Source organism: uncultured Mucilaginibacter sp. (assembly GCF_903893715.1).
Classification (GTDB): Bacteria; Bacteroidota; Bacteroidia; order Sphingobacteriales; family Sphingobacteriaceae; genus Mucilaginibacter.
The window spans coordinates 68,214-85,631 of record NZ_CAITNG010000153.1 but is presented as its reverse complement, the minus strand read 5'-3'; the positions used below and the strand labels follow the sequence as shown (position 1 = coordinate 85,631).

Genomic DNA, 17,418 nt, shown 5'->3' with positions numbered 1-17,418 from the left:
GCTTACACCTAAACAAATGCACATGCAAAAAAACATCAAAATAAAAACTTATAAAAGAGAAGTAAAACCTTTAATAAATAGTCAACTTAATTAACAATAATTGTATCACCAAATCAGTCAACTTTTTTCAGGACGTGACATTTTGAATTGAGAGATTTATAAATTGAAGGCAAAATAGCTATAAATGAAGAACATTTACTTGATGCTTTTTTTCGCGCTCGCTTTTGCTGGTTGCAAGGATGACATTAACGATAGCAGTAAAAGAAACGCTGATAACTGTTGGTGGGTGGATGCTAAAACAGGCAAGGGGAAATGGATACCTATAGGTAACCAAAGAACTGTGAAAAACGGACGATATACTTTGTTTTATTTTGATGGGAAGGTGTATGAAAAAGGCAGAATAGTCGATGGAGAAAATGTGGACACCATTTTCGCTTGTGATCGGAATGGAGAACCAGCGGTGTACACGTTTCCAAAGGCAGATACAACAATCCATTATTATTTAAAAGACGGGCCAATTCAAATATTTAATCAAAAAGGAGTTGTATTAGCTGAAGGCATTATTCAAAATCACAGAATCGGAAATAAATGGAAGATTTATTATGAAAATGGAAAGATTCGATTGATAAAAAATTGCACTCATGGAGTGGGGTGGATAAACGAATACTATGAAAGTGGCACAATCAAAGATAGCTGTCTATATGATGGACAAAAAAAGCTTTGTGTTGAACAATGGTTCGAAAATGGAAAAGTGCACATATTTTGTGAAATACGAGGGGGAAACTTCAATGGGGCATACAAGCGATATTATTCAAGCGGCGGGCTGGAATTTTTAACTCAAAATGTAGACGGACGGGTTTACGGAGCTGCAACGGGATGGTACGAGAATGGTAAATTAAAATTTAACGGATATATAAAGAACGGTCAAAAGCAGGGGCATCAAATTTTTTATTATGACAACGGTAAAATCAAGGGAGAAGGAAATTATGAGAATGACCAGCCCAATGGTGATATAAAATTCTATGATTTGGCTGGAAAGTTGACTGCGATTAAAACTTTCAAAAAAGGCGAAGAGATTGGGAAGAGAAATCTTAACTAGACTACCTTACCTCAAAACAAGTCACCAAAATCACCACTTATTAAAAACACGTACCTTTGCACTTGAATACAATTGAATGAAGCAAAAATTTTATGATACTGCTGTGAAGCAGGAGAAAGCGGTACTGGTGGGCATTATTACCCCCAATGAGACCGCGGAGCAGGAGCGCGAGTATTTGGAGGAGCTGGAGTTTTTGGTGGAGACCGCCGGCGGCCTTACCGTAAAAACCTTTACCCAAAAAATGCTGCGCCCCGAGCGCGCCACTTTTGTGGGCACGGGCAAACTGGAAGAGATAAAGGCATACGTGATATCGGAAGAGATAGATATTGTGGTTTTTGATGATGGGCTTTCGCCATCGCAATTGCGCAATATTGAGAATGAACTGGGCGTGAAGATACTGGACAGGAATAACCTGATCTTAGACATCTTCGCGGCGCGTGCGCAAACAGCGCAGGCACGCAGTCAGGTGGAACTGGCGCAATTGCAATACCTGCTGCCGCGACTGACGCGCTTATGGACCCACTTGGAACGCCAAAAAGGTGGTATCGGTATGCGCGGACCGGGTGAGTCGCAAATTGAGACGGACAGGCGTATCATCCTCACCAAAATATCGCTGTTAAAGGATAAACTAAAACTGATAGACCGGCAGAACGAAACCCAGCGCAAAAACCGAGGGCAATTGGTTCGCGCGGCTTTGGTAGGGTATACTAACGTAGGTAAGTCGACGATCATGAACATGATCTCGAAATCGGAGGTATTTGCCGAGAATAAACTCTTCGCCACACTGGATACTACGGTGCGCAAGGTGGTGATTGAGAATTTGCCTTTCCTGTTGTCGGACACAGTAGGTTTTATCCGCAAACTGCCCCACCATTTGGTAGAGTGTTTTAAATCGACCTTAGACGAAGTGCGCGAGGCGGATATATTGGTACATGTGGTGGATGTATCGCACCCCAACTTTGAGGACCAGATAAAAACGGTGAACGAAACGCTGAAAGAGCTTGGCGCGATAGACAAGCAGATGATTACGGTATTTAACAAAATGGATGCCTACCAGCCTATCCCCGTCGACCCGGACGAACCCGAAATAAAGATGACGCTCGAGGACTTTAAACACAGTTGGATGGCGAAGAACAATAGTCCGGCGATATTTATATCGGCGTTAAAAAAAGAAAATGTTGATGAGTTCAGGGCTTTGTTGTACCATTACATCAAAGAAATCCATACCAAACGCTATCCGTACGATAAGCTGTTATATTAACCCTTTTGCGGGCCGCAAAGCCCTAAACAGTTCAACCCATTACCCCAAATGAAAAAATTAACCCTGTTGGCCTTATGTACACTGTTTACACTTGTTGTTAAGGCCCAGTATGTGGGGTTGAACGATAAGGAGATTCAAAACCTGAAAACCCGTATGGGCAGCGATGCGGACGCGATGCGATATTATAACGATTACCATAAACTGGCCGACCAGGCTGTAAACGAAAATCCTGACCCGGTAGATACCATCCGTACCGAAGGCTTATTGGCAGGCAACCCTAAAAAAACAGCCACAACAACTGCCCTAAGGGACATGAAGAAAATGTATGCCTTAGCCATTGCTTATAAAGTTGAAGCCGAAAAGAGCTATCTCCAAAACCTGAAGACCTATTTAACGGCATGGGCTAAGGTGAATGTTTCGAAAGGCGACCCGATTGATGATACCAATTTGGATGATGCCATTGAAGCTTACGATATGGTGAAAGCCAATTTGAAACCCGATGAAAGGGTTTTGATTAGCCGTTGGCTGGCACAGGCTGCCGATGCCGAAATAAAAACATTCACTCCCGGCAAAATAACCGGTACGAACAACTGGCAATCGCACCGGTTAAAGGTAGTGGGCGAGATTGGCTTCGCGATAGATAATGCCGATTATCAGAAATTCGCTATCGAAGGTTTAAAAAAGCAAATTGAAGTAAACCTGTATGCCGATGGCTCGGGTATGGATTTTAAGCTGCGCGATGCCTTGCATTACCATGCTTACACCCTGGAGCCCTTGTTGAAATTAGCCATTGTTTTAAAGCGCGCAACCGGGATTGATTATTACAGTATGCGATCGCCTGCAGGCTCATCGATAAAAAAATCGGTAGAGTGGTTTTTGCCTTATGTTACCGGCGAAAAAACCCATCGCGAATATGTGAAGTCGACCGAAAAGTTTGACGGCGAAAGGGCCAGGAATGGGGAGGCCGACTTTAAGCCGGGCACCCTGTTCGACCCCTTAAACGGACTAAAAACATTGGCGCTTGCCGCATATTTCGATCCAAAGTACACAGAAATAGTCAAAACTATTGGAAGCCGTACAAAACCCGGCTATTTTGATTGGCAACTGGTATTAAACAGTGCAGAAAAAAATTAATAGCGTATAGGTTTGCGGTAAAGTTTGCCGGGGCCAAAGCCGTATTTAACACCTACCGCAAAGTAGGAGTAAAACTTAACGGGCGCGGCGGTAACATAACCGTCTATACCCTGGCCAAACGCGGCGTTAAGGGTATAACTTATATCTAGGCGTATTTGGGGCTCATCGTAGTCGTTAAATATCTTGATATCGTAACCTAAAACAAAGGGCACTAAAAAATTAGTAGAGCTGTTAATGGTATTGTACAGCGTATTTGAGTTTGGCGATATAGGTTGCACGTAGGTGATGCTGTTTTCCAAAAGGCCAAAGCCGCTGCCAAAATAGGCATCTTTTAGTCCGTACAAAAAATCGCTGCGGCCGTAATCTATCAACTCGCCCAATTGCAGGTCGGCGTGCAGGGTAGCAGCGGCGTAAGTGCTGTAAAAGTATTTCATGTTAAATGCGGTCAGGTCGCCGCCTTCAAATTTGCCAAACTGGCTTTCACCGGTCAAAGTAAAAAAGGGGGTAATATTGTAGCTAAACGTTCCGTTAACGGCATACTTGTTTTGAGCGGCTAAAACGTAGTCGTACACAGTGGTGGTGCCCACACCTGCGCCAATACTAAAGGCACTGTAGATGTTACCGCTTTGCGCAAAGCTGCCGGCAAAACTTGTTAAAAATATAATTATCAGACAAAGCCTTTTCACAGTAGTGGTAGCGGTGTAATATAAATTTCGGTTATTTAAACGTAATTATTACGGGTTTGATACACAAAAATGAATAATTGTTATAATTATAGGCATTATCTTTTTAATTATCTTTTTTCGCGATTTGAAAACCAAATGTTAGCTATAATCTTTATTATTGCAATAGTTGTTTAAAATATAGAGACACTCAAGTGTCGTGAAAGTTTACCGTCTCTGCTAATAAAATCATCTCAATGGAATCAAAACGTCAACAAAAATTTGCAGGAGTAATCCAGGAAGACCTTGCAGCCATATTTCAGCGCGAGGGCATGGCCTTTTTGCCGAATACCCTGGTTACCATTACCAAAGTGAGGGTTACGCCCGATTTGGCTTTGGCGCGTGTTTTTTTGAGCTTTTTTAACAATACCAATACGCAATTGGCCTTGCAGACCATTAAGCTGCATGCCTCCGAAATACGCTATAAATTGGGCGCCCGTATAAAAGATCAGGTGCGCATTATTCCGCAACTGGAGTTTTTTATTGACGATACCAGCGATTACGTGGAACGCATGGACAAGATATTCGATAAGATAAGCAAGGAAGAGCGGCAGAAAGAGGAAGAGTAAATCGGGTATGGACAAACATGGGCAGCTTACGGCATGGTTGGCGAAACACCCGGCCTCCATTGGCAAGGTAGTCGATTTTGATGCCGATACGGACCGCCTGATAGGCTTGGATTTTACAGAAACCAACCATGAACTTACCCTTGCCGACCTCGGCGATACCGAGCGATTTTCCACTTGGGTTTCGAACAAAATAGCCCGAAACGATTGTCGTTACGGCATTGGCGGATACTTTGAGCATCGTACCATATACGCCCGAAGCACTTTGTTTGATGCCGGTGATGAACCGCGCCGACTGCACCTGGGCATTGATATTTGGGCCGCTGCCGGAACCCCGGTTTACGCACCGCTCGCCGGTAAAGTGCATAGCTTTAAAGACAACAATAACTTTGGCGATTACGGCCCGACTATCATACTGGAACATAACTTAGATGGCTTGCTGCTTTATTCCTTATACGGACATTTATCGAGAGAAAGCCTGCACAACTTGTACGAAGGCAAGGTTATGGAAATGAACCAGGTATTAGGCCATTTTGGCGATGCAGACGAAAACGGGCAATGGCTGCCGCACCTGCATTTCCAACTGATGTTTGATATGGAAAGCATGATAGGCGATTACCCGGGCGTTTGCCGGTACTCGGAAATGGAGCGGTACCGGGCTAATATCCCCGATCCTAACCTTGTGTTGCGCTTCACGCAAAACAACATGGTTTAGCCCTGCGTTGGGCCTATTTTGGCAATCTGATAAAATAATGGCTATATTCGCCCAATTTTTAACAATAATTATAATGCAAAACGGTAAAGTAAAGTTTTTTAATGTAACCAAAGGTTTCGGTTTTATTATTCCGGCCGATGGCAGCGAAGATGTTTTTGTTCATTCTACAGGTTTAATCGACGTTATCCGCGAGGATGATGAAGTTCAATTTGAAGTAGAAAAAGGTAAGAAAGGCCTCAACGCGGTTAATGTTTCGCTTGTTTCTTAATAAGATACCATACATTATCCTGAAAAGCATCCCACATTGGGGTGCTTTTTTTGTTTAACGTACGTTGCGCCCCTTCCAATCGTAGCGTTTGCTATTTCCCAAAATTCCCACATACACAAAGTAGATTACATGGATAGGTATCAGGATGATGAGCAGCGAAATGAGCCAAACACGTTTGAAAAACATCGTCAATGGCAACAGGTAAGTAAACTCGAAAACGTACTTTAGTAACAATTGCAGCAATACCAGTTTAAAAAAGTACGTGTTGTAAAAACCCAAAGCCGCGTTTACCAGTATGGATAAGTTGAACAGCCAAATGCAAATGCCAAATACAATGATCTTTTTGTCTTTGTACTTGGTCGATTTTGATGCCCAACGCCTCCGTTGCTGCATAAACTCGGTTAACGTATGTTTGGCATGGGTATACACCACCGCTTCGGTACGTTTCAGGAAGCCAATCCTTCCGGGATATTTCGCAGCCACCTTTTGCAGCAACAGCTCATCATCGCCCGATGCCAATTCGTCGATACCGCTAAAGCCACCAACTTCATAAAACACATCCTTTCGATAGGCAAAATTAGCGCCGTTGCAGTTGGAAGCCTTTTTGTTACCTATAAAGGCGCCACCGATACCAATAAGGTACATAAACTCCAGCGTTTGTAAATATTCAAACAGGGTCTTCTCCTCAAAGTAAGTAACAGGCGACGAAACCATCACCAAATCGTTCGACTCGTGGTAATTGATGATGCACGACAACCATTGCGGCCCCATGCGGCAATCGGCATCGGTAGCCACCATAAAGTCGCCGGTTGATATCCTGATCGCTTCCGCAATCGCCCTTTTTTTATAGGAATTGAGGACCTTGTTATCGCGCAGCTGCAACAGGCGCACGCCACGGTCGGCATAGCCGCTGATGATTTCGGCGGTGCGGTCGGTCGAGTGGTCGTCGGCAATAATGAGCTCATAAAGATGTTTAGGATAGTCCTGCGCCAGGATATCGTCGATAGTCAAGGCAATCTTGTCCTCTTCGTTGCGGGCGGCTATCAGGATGGTCACCTTGGTAGTGAATGCCCTTTTTATTGTCTTTGGAGTTTTAAGCCGTGCCCAACCTATCGTGAGGTAGCACAATAAAAACAGATAAACAGCTGTTGCGAAAAGCGATATGATGCTATGCAGTACGATCAAAGAACCTGATTTTTAAAACGAACACTGAACCAATAATAGCCGGTATAATTAAGTTGATAAACCATATGGACGATACACAGGCAATAACGGCCAGCTTTTGCGATGTAATATAGCTAAAAAATGTGGCCGCCGTCATGCCGCGAAGGCCAACATCCACCAAATCGAGCGTTGGCAGGGCCGATTGGATAAAGAACATATTGAACACCATCATCAAAGTGGGGAATATAGATAGTTGCGGCAACAACAAATTGATGACCAGGTAATACTCCGACGAAAAAACCGCGAATCGCGACACGCAAAACAACATCACTGTCGCAAGCTCTCGTTTGCGGTATTTGGCTATGATATTAAAAAACCGCTCATATTGGTGCATAAACTTGATTTTGTTCAGCAACACCGCCAGCCATTTGATATTGAAAAAGCAAGCGAGCATAATTGCCGCCAGGGAAACCGCTAACAGCGTAAGCAGTATAAGCACCCATACATTAAGGTGCAAAAAGCTGAACACAAACCACATTAAAGCCGTAGCCCCAACCACATTAGTCACCACGTTTTGCCCGAATGAACCTACCGCCATGGTAAACACGCCGTAGCCCCGTTTTGAGGGAGGTAAGTATAAAATCCGACCGCCGTACTCGCCTAAGCGGTTTGGTGTGAATATAGCCCATGTAAGGCCGCAAAACACCGCCGCTATCGAGCGCCATATCGTCATCCGTTGTAACCTGCGGGTAAGGTATTTCCATTTAAAGGCTTCGAGCAGCCAGTTGAGCAGCATCAGCAAAACAACTGCCGACATGGTAACATATACCTTGTTTTGGTCGACAGTTTGCAGCAGGTTTTTAAACTGTTGCAACTCGGCCTTGTTGCTTACGCTTTTGTAAATAAATACATAGGCGAGGGCGATAACAAGCGCTTTAATGCTGAACGAGAGTATTTTTTTGGCAGAGCGTGTCAACAAAGGTAATTTTGTGCAATGTTACAAAATGCGCTATATAAAATAGTATGTATTGCAATATAACGCAGCTTTGCTAAATTGTTTTAAATAAAACACCGCATTTACTTATACTTGCCCATGCAGCAGCCCGATGTTAAGGAACGTGTGATTTTAGGAATTGACCCGGGTACGGCCGTAATGGGTTATGGTTTGGTAAAAGAAACCGGCCCCAAAGTTGAATTGGTGAGCCTGGGCATTGTTAAACTGGACCACCTTGACGACCACGCCCTTAAGCTGCAGCGTATCTTCGAAAAAACCATCGCGCTTATTGATGAGTATCACCCCGATTGCATGGCACTGGAAGCTCCGTTTTATGGCAAAAACATACAAGTGATGCTCAAATTGGGCCGGGCGCAAGGGGTGGCCATGGCTGCGGCATTGTCGCGCCAATTGCCTATTGCCGAGTACGCCCCTCGCAAAATAAAACAGTCTATCACAGGGAACGGTAACGCCACCAAAGAACAGGTAGCCGCTATGCTGCAAACCTTGCTGAAATTTGAAGAAACACCCCAGTTTTTAGACGCTACAGACGGGCTGGCCGTGGCCGTTTGCCATGCTTTCCAAAAAATAAGCCTTAAAGGAACATCGAGTATTGGCGGCGGTAAAAAAGCCAAAACAGGATGGGCGGCTTTTGTGAAGGATAATACGGAGCGGGTGAGCGGCGCATTGCCGAAAAAGAAGTAATATGCATATGAGTAAATGTGCGGATATGCAAATGCCGCCTTTTTACTTTAGGGCTTCTCTTATGGATGTTGCGATTGCGGCGAGTTCTTCCTGACCCATTTTCAGTTTCGGCTTCGAAAAATTCATATCGTTAACGCCATTGATGGGTATCAAATGAATATGCGCATGGGGTACTTCCAATCCGATTACCGTAACACCTATGCGCTCGCATTGTATCACCTTCTCAATGCCCTTCGCCACAATCTTGGCAAATATGCACAAGCCGGTATAGGTTTCATCATCCAGATCGAATAGATAATCGACCTCCTTTTTAGGGATAACCAGCGTGTGCCCGGCAGCCAACGGATTAATGTCCAAAAAAGCCAAAAACTCAGTCGTCTCCGCAACTATATGCGCAGGTATTTCGCGGTTTACTATTTTGGTAAAGATGCTTGGCATTTTTGATTTATTGCGCGATTGTTTGAAAGGTTTATTGAATGACCATTTTTTAAAAATCAATCATTCAATCCTTATCTTGATATTTCCAGTATCTCAAACTCAATCTTGCCGGCAGGTACGGTGATTTCGGTTTTCTCGCCAACCTTTTTGCCCAACAGGCCTTTGGCTATGGGCGATGTTACCGATATTTTGCCCGCTTTCAAATCGGCTTCGCTTTCGCTTACCAATTGGTAGCTCATCGTGGTGCCGTTCTTCATGTTTTTTATTTTCACGATTGACAGGGCCAAAACCTTACTCAGGTCAAGCTTCGAATCGTCCAACAAGCGCGCGTTCGATAACGCTTCTTCCAGTTTCGATATTTTATGTTCGTGGTGTCCTTGGGCATCTTTTGCCGCGTCGTACTCCGCGTTTTCCGATAGGTCGCCCTTGTCCCTGGCCTCAGCTATCGCGTTCGAAATAATAGCCCTGCCTGTTGTTTTTAAATACTGTAATTCTTCCTTTAATTTTTCTAAACCTTCTTTGGTGTAGTAAGCTACATCTGCCATAACGCACAATTATTAATACTATGAAACAAAAACCCTCGAAACCCTGTAAAAAAAATAGCCCTCCTATTGCAACAGAAGGACATCACAGGTTTCTATTAAAAACAAACAAGACTATATCGGCACCTGCCTACATAGTCTTGTTAAGTGTAGAACGAAGATAAGATATTTAAGTTTGAATTTCCAAATTTTTTAACTTTTCGGCCATTACCTCGCTTATTTTACGATACGATTCAAACGTCCAGCCGGCTATGTGCGGGGCCAACAGCACCTTGCCCGACGCTTTCAGCTCTTCAAACCAAGGCTGTTCACCAACGGCGGGAAATTTCTCCACTTCCAACACATCCAAACAAGCACCTAATACCTTACCGCTTTTTATCGCGCTCAACACGGCCTGTGTTTGTACCACTTTGCCGCGCGAGGTATTGATTAAAAATATCGGCTTTTTAAAGTGGAACAGGTATTCATCGTTCACCAGGTATTTGGTTTCGTTGCTGAGGGGCACGTGCATACTCAGTATGTCGCTATGCTTTACAATTTCTTCCATGCTCACCTCGCGTGCATAGCGGTCGCTAAAGCCGGTTTTATATTTATCGTAAGCTATCACGTTCACGTCAAAGCCCGAAAGCTTTCGCGCCAGGCTTTGCCCCATAAAACCATAACCGATGATGCCTACCGTTTTGCCTTTCAATTCGTGCCCGCGGTTGGCTTCGCGCTGCCATAAACCGGCACGTACTTCAGCATCGGCCCGGTTCAGGTTGTTCATCAGGCAAAGCAACATCCCAATCACATGTTCGCCAACCGCATCTTTGTTGCCTTCAGGTGCGTTTATCAAATGTACGCTCTTTTGCGCCGCATATGGCTCATCAATATTATCCATCCCGGCGCCGGCCCGGCAAATGAACCTAAGTTTGGTGGCGGCATCAAAAACCGCCTTATCCACCAAAAATTTAGAGCGTACGGCCAGGCCTTCATAGTCGGCTAATACCGCCAACGTATCGGCCAATGTAAATTTTGGTTGGTAATTACATTCGTAACCCAAGGCTTCCGCCATTTCGATAAAGATGGGGTGCAGGTCGTCTACAATGAGTATCTTTTGTTTCAATGCTGTTTTGATAGGATGCAAAGATGGGTAGGAATGTGCGGATGTGCAAATGGGGTGGGGGTGTGAATCACTGACTGAACAGCTCTGCTTAGTTGCAAAACGTCAACCGCTTACTTATTCGCATTTTTTACCAAAAATATACAATTATCTTAATTAACATCGTTATCTTTGTATAAATAATTTAATAATGCTAATAGAATTTAAGTTTAAAAATTTCTTGTCCTTTAAGGATGAAACTAGTTTTTTAATGACGAAGGTAAAATCCTTTAAAGAGCATTTAAAAACTAATGTTATAGCTACTGGACGGGAGTTCGATCTGCTTAAAAGCGCAGCGATTTATGGTTCAAATGGTAGTGGAAAAAGTAACTTTATTCAAGCCGCAGTTGTTATGAATGGAATTATTTCAAACTCATTTAGCGATTCTCTAAAAAAGGATGAAGAAAAACCAAATAACGATTTTGGATATCGATTAAACTCAAGTTCTGAAAAAAATAACACAATGTTTGAGGTTTCCTTTTTACAAGAAGGAATTATATACCGTTACGGTTTTGAAATATACAAATATGAAATTAAAAAGGAATGGTTATACCGTAAGCTTGACAGGGAAATAGCTCTTTTTACACGTGATGGCCAAAATTTTATCGTTAATAAAGAATCGTTTGGCGAAGGCGAAAAGTACAAAGATGAAGTTAATTCAAATGTGCTTTTCTTAAGTCATTTAGCTCAATACAACCAAAAAGTTTCTAAAAAAATCATATTTTGGTTTTATAATTTTAACGTAATTAGCGGGCTTCATGAACTATTTCACAAAGATTTTACGACAAAATTATTGAGGTCTGATTTAAATTTTCAAAAATGGGCGGCTAACGTTTTAAAATATTTGGAAATTTCAAATATAGAAGCAGGTGAAAAGGACGGCGAAATAATAACTTATCATAACAAGTATGATGAAAATGGTTTGTTAATTGAAGCAATTCCATTTCAATCAAAAATGGAATCGGCTGGAACAGTAAAATTGATTCACATTCTCGGTCCAATATATGATACTTTAAGAAGGGGTGGTATTTTATTTATAGATGAACTTGATAGTAAATTACATCCGAATCTCACAAAAAAATTAATGTGCTTTTTTCAAGAATTTAACTTTTTGAAAGCACAATTCATTTTTTCAGGACAAGATACAAACTTACTGGACAAGAAGATATTACGACGGGACCAGATATGGTTCGTAGAAAAAGATCAGTTTGGCGCTTCTTCACTTTATTCCTTAGCTGAATTTAAATCGAGCGCCGTCCGAAATTCATCCGCGTATGATAAAAAATATCTTGAGAATACTTTTGGGGCAGCCGAGACCTTAGACATAAATTCGAAATTAACTGACTTGCTTTATGCCTCCTAAAAAGGAAAGAAAAGACCCAGCGTACTTACGCGAGCAGGGTAATAGAGAGGCTCAAACTAAAAAGGTTAGAAAAATTACATTTAGCCTTATTCAACTTATTGTAAATACAGAAGGACAAACTTTACAAGAATGGGAAGAATTAGGCTTATTATCAGATATGAATGAGCGATTACAGTTTGTGGGGCAATTTTCCTGTCAGGAAGCTATACAAAAACAATATTTAAAACCCTACACTAAAGTTAGTTTTCCACCAGACTCAGAATTTACACAGCCGAAACACATAAGTTCGGTCGATTGGACTGTGATGCATATAACTTCAAAAAGTAAAGAAGTTGTAGTTGGCTATATTGAAGACGACACATTTTATATCGTTTTCTTAGATAAAGATCATAAATTTTGGCCAATGACTAAATAACCTAATCCGAAATCGAACATCCGAAATCCGAAATTACTCCCCCCTCTTGACTTTCCAAATAAATTACTTACCTTTGTAGCATAATACAGCAGAGGGGACAATAGTCCCCTCTTTTATTTTTCAAAAAAAAGTGTCAGAAAAGAAAATCGAGAAAAGGGTGGCCATGTTGGTGGAGGAGAAGATTGCCGATCGCCCCGACTTGTTTTTGGTGGATATCAAAATGCTGCCGGGCCGCAAATTGATGATTTTGGTGGATGGCGACAAGGGCATAGGTATTGGCGATTGCGCCGCCATCAGCCGGTTTGTAGGCTTTAAGCTGGAAGAAGAGGAAGTGATAGACGAGGCTTATAACCTCGAAGTATCATCGCCGGGCATTGATACACCACTGGTACTGCCAAGGCAGTATACCAAAAACATTGGCCGTACGCTGGCTGTTAAAATGATTGACGGCTCTAAGCGCGAGGGCATATTAAAAAGTATAGATAACGAAACCATAATAATTGAAGAAAAAATAAAACCAGCCGGAGCAAAAGCAAAAAAGGCCGAAATTATTGAAAGCCCCATCGCGCTGAGCGACATAGCTGAAACAAAAGTTGTAATATCATTCAAGTAAAAAAACGATGAGCAATATTAATTTAATCGATTCCTTCCAGGAGTTTAAGGATTTCAAAAACATTGACCGCCCAACAATGATGAGCGTTTTGGAAGACGTTTTCAGGAGCATGATCCGCAAAAAATACGGTACCGACGAAAATTGCGACGTTATCGTAAATACCGATAATGGTGACTTGGAAATATGGCGCACACGCGTGGTGATGGAAGACGGCTTTAGTGAAGATGATGACCTGGAAATTGAATTGGCCGAAGCTAAATTGTTGGACCCCGATTTGGAAGTGGGCGATGAGCACATTGAACAGATTACGCTCGAAAGTTTTGGCCGCCGTGCTATTTTGGCCGCACGCCAAACACTGGTATCAAAAATTTTAGAACTGGAGAAAGACGAGATCTATAAAAAATATAAAGACCGCGTAGGCGAAATTGTAACCGGCGAAGTATATCAGGTTTGGAAAAAGGAAACTTTGGTATTGGATGATGAAGGCAACGAACTGTTGTTGCCAAAATCGGAACAGATACCTGCCGATTACTTTAAGAAAGGCGATACCGTTCGCGCGGTGGTACATAAGGTTGATATGATGAATACCAACCCTAAGATCATCATCTCGCGTACTGCTCCCGAATTTTTACAGCGCCTGTTCGAGTTGGAAGTTCCCGAGATATTCGACGGCCTGATCACCATCAAAAAAATCGTCCGCGAACCGGGCGAGCGTGCCAAAGTAGCTGTTGAATCGTACGATGACCGTATTGACCCCGTAGGTGCCTGCGTGGGTATGAAAGGATCGCGTATCCATGGTATCGTTCGCGAATTAAAGAACGAGAATATCGACGTGATCAACTTTACCAACAACTTACAGTTGTACATACAACGTGCCTTATCGCCGGCAAAAATCACCTCTATCAAATTAGATGATGAGAAAAAAACAGCCGCGGTGTACTTAAAACCCGATCAGGTATCGTTGGCCATTGGCCGTGGCGGTCATAATATAAAACTGGCAGGTAAATTGACAGGTTACGAAATTGATGTGTACCGCGAAGCCGATGAACAAGAGGAAGATGTGGACATTGAAGAATTTAGCGACGAAATTGACGGCTGGATATTGGATGAATTTAAGCGTATTGGGTTAGATACAGCTAAATCGGTACTGGCATTGAGCATTGGCGAATTGGTAAAACGTACCGACTTGGAAGAAGAAACCATAAAAGACGTTGTATCGATACTTCAGGCCGAATTTGAATAAGCAGAATAACCAAATTAAAACGTATTTTTGCAAAAAAGAATAAAGAGGTAATAAAATATAAATGTCAGAAGACAAGTCAATAAAGTTATTTAAAGCAGCAAAAGAGCTCAACATTGGTACAGGTACCATCGTCGACTTTTTAGCATCAAAGGGTTACAAGATAGAAAAGCAACCCAATGCTAAAATTGAAGGCGAAATGTATGATGCCCTTTTGAAAGAATTTCAGGCAGATAAAATCACGAAAGAAGAAGCCAAGCAAATAAGCATTGGTAAAATTAGGCGTGAAGAGACCGGTGTGCCCGAACATGTACCGCACACCACGCGCCCAAAAGATTTTGAGCAGGAAGAAATACTGGTTAAAAATTTACATACTTTTTCCCCCCCTGCACATCCGGTTGAAAAGCCAAAGCCCCTTGCCCCGGTTGTAACCGAGCACGAGGAAAGCAGCTTGCCCGGCGTTAAAGTGGTAGGGAAAATAGACCTCGATAACCTGAACAAACCAAAACAGGAGGTAAAAGTTGAGACGCCGGAGCCGGTAAAACCTGAGCCGGTGGCTGCCGCTCCTGTAGCAGCACCCGTCGAAAAAATACCCGAGGCACCAAAACCCGAGCCAATACCACAACCTGTTGCCAAAGTAGAAGAAAAGGCACCTGTAGTTGAAGAGATTGAGGAAGTTGCCGGTGAAGAAGATGACGTAATACGCGCCAAGGCCGAACGCTTGACAGGTCCTAACGTTATCGGTAAGATAACGTTGCCTGTAAATACGCCTAAGCGCAACCAGCCCATAGCATCATCAAACAGCGCCGCCGAGCAAAGGCGCAAACGCAAACGCAAAGAAAACGCGCCGGGCCAAAGGCCGCAAACCAATGCGCCGGGCCAACAAAACCCGCAAGGGCAACAACCGGGCCAACAGCCGGGTGGTGCACCGCGCCCCGAATTTAAAAAAGGCCAAAGCACTATTTCGCGCCCCGATTTCAGGAATAAAGGACAGCAACCAACATCGGCAGGTGGCCAAAAAGAAGAACCTTCGGAAAAAGAGATACAAGACCAGATCAAGGCAACACTCGCACGTTTAAGTGGTGCCGGTAAATCGGGCAAATTTGCGCAACGCGCCAAGTTCCGTCGCCAAAAACGCGATGACGTGGCCGCGATGAGTGAACAAGATGCTTTAGAGCAGGAACTGCAAAGCAAAGTATTAAAGGTAACCGAGTTTGTAACCGCCAACGAACTGGCTTCGATGATGGACGTATCGGTAACACAGATCATCTCTACCTGTATGAGTCTGGGTATGTTCGTATCCATCAACCAGCGTTTGGATGCTGAAACCTTGAGCATTGTTGCCGAGGAATTTGGCTTTGAAGTAGAGTTTGTAAAACCACAGGACGAAGAAGCTAACTTAAACGAACCGGATGATCCGGCCGACCTGATACCACGTGCACCGATAGTAACCATTATGGGCCACGTCGATCACGGTAAAACATCATTGCTCGATTTTATCCGTAAAACCAACGTTATAGGCGGCGAAGCGGGTGGTATAACCCAGCATATTGGTGCCTACGAAGTAACATTGCCCGAAAACAAAGGCAAAATCACCTTCCTCGATACACCGGGCCACGAGGCCTTTACCGCTATGCGTGCCCGTGGTGCGCAGGTAACAGATATTGTCATCATCGTTATAGCTGCGGATGACAGTGTGATGCCGCAAACGCGCGAGGCCATTAACCACGCGCAGGCAGCAGGCGCACCAATCATTTTCGCTTTCAATAAAATTGATAAACCGGGTGCCAATGCCGATAAGGTAAGGGAGCAACTTTCGGCCATGAATATTTTGGTGGAAGAATGGGGCGGTAAATACCAGAGCCAGGAAATATCGGCCAAAACAGGTTTGAATGTCGATCTGTTGCTCGAAAAAGTATTGCTCGAAGCTGAATTATTAGAATTAAAAGCTAACCCTAATAAACGTGCCGTAGGTACAGTTATTGAGGCGGCATTAGATAAAGGCCGTGGTATTGTTACCACTGTTTTAGTACAGGCAGGTACGCTGCGCGTGGGCGACCCGATATTGGCCGGCTGCTATAGCGGCCGTGTTAAGGCCTTGACCAACGAGCGTGGCCAGCGTGTTGAATCCGCAGGTCCATCAACACCGGTACAGGTACTGGGTATGCAGGGTGCCCCTACAGCGGGCGACAAATTCAATGCCCTCGAAAGCGAACCTGAAGCCCGCGAAATTGCCAACAAACGTTTACAATTACAGCGCGAACAAGGCTTGCGTACGCAAAAACACATCACGCTCGATGAAATTGGCCGCCGCTTAGCGATTGGTAACTTCAAGGAACTGAACATCATTGTAAAAGGTGACGTGGATGGATCGATCGAGGCCTTATCCGACTCGTTGCTTAAACTATCTACCGATCAGATACAGGTAAACATCATATCTAAGGCCGTTGGTCAAATATCCGAATCGGACGTGTTGTTAGCTTCAGCTTCTGATGCGATCATTATCGGCTTCCAGGTACGCCCTTCGGGTAGTGCCCGTAAATTGGCCGAACAGGAGCAGATCGACATCAGGTTGTATTCCATCATCTACGATGCCATCAACGAAATCAAGGCTGCGATGGAAGGTATGTTGGCACCAACATTCGAAGAGAAAATTGTGGCTAACGTAGAGATACGCGAAACCTTCAAGATCAGTAAAGTCGGTACTATTGCAGGCTGTATGGTATTGGACGGTAAAATCAACCGAAACAGCAAGATACGTATCATCCGTGAGGGTGTGGTAATTTACACGGGCGAACTGGCTTCATTGAAACGCTTTAAAGACGATGTGAAAGAAGTGGCCACCGGCTACGAGTGCGGTTTGAACATCCATAACTTTAACAACATTGAAGTTGGCGACATAGTGGAAGCCTACGAAAATGTGGAAGTAAAACGTAAGTTGTAACAAACAACTTACCTTAGCTAATATAAGCCCCCGAAGTACTACTTTCGGGGGCTTTTTTGTGCCTGCCCCTAAGCTTTCCATACTTACCCGTAAG

General features: G+C 43.6%; 18 protein-coding genes. 12 read left to right on the top strand and 6 right to left on the bottom strand.

The window, feature by feature from the left end; genetic code table 11:
- Positions 1 to 184: 184 nt before the first annotated feature.
- The 3 genes from QZX97_RS18515 to QZX97_RS18505 all read left to right on the top strand — a co-directional run bounded on the left by QZX97_RS18515 (position 185) and on the right by QZX97_RS18505 (position 3,494).
- Positions 185 to 1,099, top strand: a complete 915-nt coding sequence (locus QZX97_RS18515) for a toxin-antitoxin system YwqK family antitoxin (RefSeq protein WP_295651481.1) — start codon at positions 185 to 187, stop codon at positions 1,097 to 1,099.
- Between the two features lie 76 nt (positions 1,100 to 1,175).
- Positions 1,176 to 2,360, top strand: a complete 1,185-nt coding sequence (gene hflX, locus QZX97_RS18510; protein WP_295651483.1) for a GTPase HflX — start codon at positions 1,176 to 1,178, stop codon at positions 2,358 to 2,360.
- Positions 2,361 to 2,408: 48 nt separating this feature from the next.
- Positions 2,409 to 3,494 carry an alginate lyase family protein gene (locus tag QZX97_RS18505; protein WP_295651485.1) on the top strand — a complete coding sequence of 362 codons (1,086 nt, stop codon included), beginning with the start codon at positions 2,409 to 2,411 and terminating at the stop codon, positions 3,492 to 3,494.
- On the opposite strand, the gene QZX97_RS18500 is transcribed toward QZX97_RS18505, so the two are convergent.
- Positions 3,491 to 4,180 (bottom strand): hypothetical protein, encoded by a 690-nt coding sequence (locus QZX97_RS18500; RefSeq protein ID WP_295651487.1) that lies wholly within the window; start codon positions 4,178 to 4,180, stop codon positions 3,491 to 3,493. The two genes, QZX97_RS18505 and QZX97_RS18500, sit on opposite strands and share 4 nt — an antisense overlap.
- A 233-nt stretch (positions 4,181 to 4,413) precedes the next feature.
- Here QZX97_RS18500 and rbfA point away from each other — a divergent pair, with 233 nt between their 5' ends.
- From rbfA to QZX97_RS18485, 3 genes are all read left to right on the top strand, one after another.
- A complete protein-coding gene (rbfA, locus tag QZX97_RS18495) occupies positions 4,414 to 4,785 on the top strand; it encodes a 30S ribosome-binding factor RbfA (protein ID WP_295651491.1) in 372 nt (123 codons plus the stop codon).
- Between the two features lie 7 nt (positions 4,786 to 4,792).
- Complete coding sequence (locus tag QZX97_RS18490; protein WP_295651493.1) at positions 4,793 to 5,497, top strand: peptidoglycan DD-metalloendopeptidase family protein; 705 nt, start codon at positions 4,793 to 4,795, stop codon at positions 5,495 to 5,497.
- A gap of 73 nt (positions 5,498 to 5,570) precedes the next feature.
- Positions 5,571 to 5,765, top strand: coding sequence for a cold shock domain-containing protein (locus QZX97_RS18485; protein WP_295651496.1), 195 nt, complete (start codon positions 5,571 to 5,573; stop codon positions 5,763 to 5,765).
- A 54-nt stretch (positions 5,766 to 5,819) separates the two neighbouring features.
- Here QZX97_RS18485 and QZX97_RS18480 read toward each other — a convergent pair whose 3' ends face one another.
- A complete protein-coding gene (locus QZX97_RS18480) occupies positions 5,820 to 6,950 on the bottom strand; it encodes a glycosyltransferase (RefSeq protein ID WP_295651499.1) in 1,131 nt (376 codons plus the stop codon).
- Positions 6,934 to 7,908 carry a hypothetical protein gene (locus QZX97_RS18475; RefSeq protein ID WP_295664902.1) on the bottom strand — a complete coding sequence of 325 codons (975 nt, stop codon included), beginning with the start codon at positions 7,906 to 7,908 and terminating at the stop codon, positions 6,934 to 6,936. Before QZX97_RS18475 ends, QZX97_RS18480 begins: the two co-directional genes overlap by 17 nt.
- A gap of 114 nt (positions 7,909 to 8,022) precedes the next feature.
- Here QZX97_RS18475 and ruvC point away from each other — a divergent pair, with 114 nt between their 5' ends.
- Complete coding sequence (gene ruvC, locus QZX97_RS18470; protein ID WP_295651504.1) at positions 8,023 to 8,628, top strand: crossover junction endodeoxyribonuclease RuvC; 606 nt, start codon at positions 8,023 to 8,025, stop codon at positions 8,626 to 8,628.
- Positions 8,629 to 8,670: 42 nt separating this feature from the next.
- Here the strand turns inward: ruvC and QZX97_RS18465 are convergent, their stop codons facing one another.
- The 3 genes from QZX97_RS18465 to QZX97_RS18455 all read right to left on the bottom strand — a co-directional run bounded on the left by QZX97_RS18465 (position 8,671) and on the right by QZX97_RS18455 (position 10,713).
- Positions 8,671 to 9,066: an HIT family protein gene (locus QZX97_RS18465; RefSeq protein WP_295651507.1), complete on the bottom strand. Its 396-nt coding sequence runs from the start codon at positions 9,064 to 9,066 to the stop codon at positions 8,671 to 8,673.
- A gap of 71 nt (positions 9,067 to 9,137) precedes the next feature.
- Positions 9,138 to 9,611 (bottom strand): transcription elongation factor GreA, encoded by a 474-nt coding sequence (gene greA, locus QZX97_RS18460; RefSeq protein WP_295651509.1) that lies wholly within the window; start codon positions 9,609 to 9,611, stop codon positions 9,138 to 9,140.
- A gap of 166 nt (positions 9,612 to 9,777) precedes the next feature.
- The gene (locus QZX97_RS18455) at positions 9,778 to 10,713 is read right to left on the bottom strand and encodes a 2-hydroxyacid dehydrogenase (protein ID WP_295651512.1); all 936 of its coding nucleotides are present in this window, start codon (positions 10,711 to 10,713) and stop codon (positions 9,778 to 9,780) included.
- Positions 10,714 to 10,900: 187 nt separating this feature from the next.
- On the opposite strand from QZX97_RS18455, the gene QZX97_RS18450 reads away from it, so the two are divergent.
- The 5 genes from QZX97_RS18450 to infB all read left to right on the top strand — a co-directional run bounded on the left by QZX97_RS18450 (position 10,901) and on the right by infB (position 17,324).
- The gene (locus tag QZX97_RS18450) at positions 10,901 to 12,112 is read left to right on the top strand and encodes an ATP-binding protein (protein WP_295651514.1); all 1,212 of its coding nucleotides are present in this window, start codon (positions 10,901 to 10,903) and stop codon (positions 12,110 to 12,112) included.
- Positions 12,102 to 12,527, top strand: coding sequence for a hypothetical protein (locus QZX97_RS18445; RefSeq protein ID WP_295651517.1), 426 nt, complete (start codon positions 12,102 to 12,104; stop codon positions 12,525 to 12,527). Before QZX97_RS18450 ends, QZX97_RS18445 begins: the two co-directional genes overlap by 11 nt.
- Positions 12,528 to 12,657: 130 nt before the next feature.
- Complete coding sequence (gene rimP, locus QZX97_RS18440) at positions 12,658 to 13,140, top strand: ribosome assembly cofactor RimP (protein ID WP_295651520.1); 483 nt, start codon at positions 12,658 to 12,660, stop codon at positions 13,138 to 13,140.
- 7 nt (positions 13,141 to 13,147) lie between these two features.
- Complete coding sequence (gene nusA / locus QZX97_RS18435; protein ID WP_295651523.1) at positions 13,148 to 14,383, top strand: transcription termination factor NusA; 1,236 nt, start codon at positions 13,148 to 13,150, stop codon at positions 14,381 to 14,383.
- 61 nt (positions 14,384 to 14,444) lie between these two features.
- Entirely contained in the window at positions 14,445 to 17,324 is a 2,880-nt protein-coding gene (gene infB, locus QZX97_RS18430) for a translation initiation factor IF-2 (protein WP_295651526.1), read from the top strand.
- The last annotated feature ends 94 nt before the right edge of the window (positions 17,325 to 17,418 follow it).

Excerpts from the sequence above, each read along its gene's own strand:
- greA (WP_295651509.1), bottom strand. The coding sequence starts at position 9,611 with ATGGCAGATGTAGCTTACTACACCAAAGAAGGTTTAGAAAAATTAAAG.
- QZX97_RS18505 (WP_295651485.1), top strand. The coding sequence starts at position 2,409 with ATGAAAAAATTAACCCTGTTGGCCTTATGTACACTGTTTACACTTGTT.
- QZX97_RS18450 (WP_295651514.1), top strand. The coding sequence starts at position 10,901 with ATGCTAATAGAATTTAAGTTTAAAAATTTCTTGTCCTTTAAGGATGAA.
- infB (WP_295651526.1), top strand. The coding sequence starts at position 14,445 with ATGTCAGAAGACAAGTCAATAAAGTTATTTAAAGCAGCAAAAGAGCTC.
- ruvC (WP_295651504.1), top strand. The coding sequence starts at position 8,023 with ATGCAGCAGCCCGATGTTAAGGAACGTGTGATTTTAGGAATTGACCCG.
- QZX97_RS18465 (WP_295651507.1), bottom strand. The coding sequence starts at position 9,066 with ATGCCAAGCATCTTTACCAAAATAGTAAACCGCGAAATACCTGCGCAT.
- QZX97_RS18445 (WP_295651517.1), top strand. The coding sequence starts at position 12,102 with ATGCCTCCTAAAAAGGAAAGAAAAGACCCAGCGTACTTACGCGAGCAG.
- rbfA (WP_295651491.1), top strand. The coding sequence starts at position 4,414 with ATGGAATCAAAACGTCAACAAAAATTTGCAGGAGTAATCCAGGAAGAC.
- QZX97_RS18490 (WP_295651493.1), top strand. The coding sequence starts at position 4,793 with ATGGACAAACATGGGCAGCTTACGGCATGGTTGGCGAAACACCCGGCC.
- nusA (WP_295651523.1), top strand. The coding sequence starts at position 13,148 with ATGAGCAATATTAATTTAATCGATTCCTTCCAGGAGTTTAAGGATTTC.
- hflX (WP_295651483.1), top strand. The coding sequence starts at position 1,176 with ATGAAGCAAAAATTTTATGATACTGCTGTGAAGCAGGAGAAAGCGGTA.
- QZX97_RS18485 (WP_295651496.1), top strand. The coding sequence starts at position 5,571 with ATGCAAAACGGTAAAGTAAAGTTTTTTAATGTAACCAAAGGTTTCGGT.
- QZX97_RS18515 (WP_295651481.1), top strand. The coding sequence starts at position 185 with ATGAAGAACATTTACTTGATGCTTTTTTTCGCGCTCGCTTTTGCTGGT.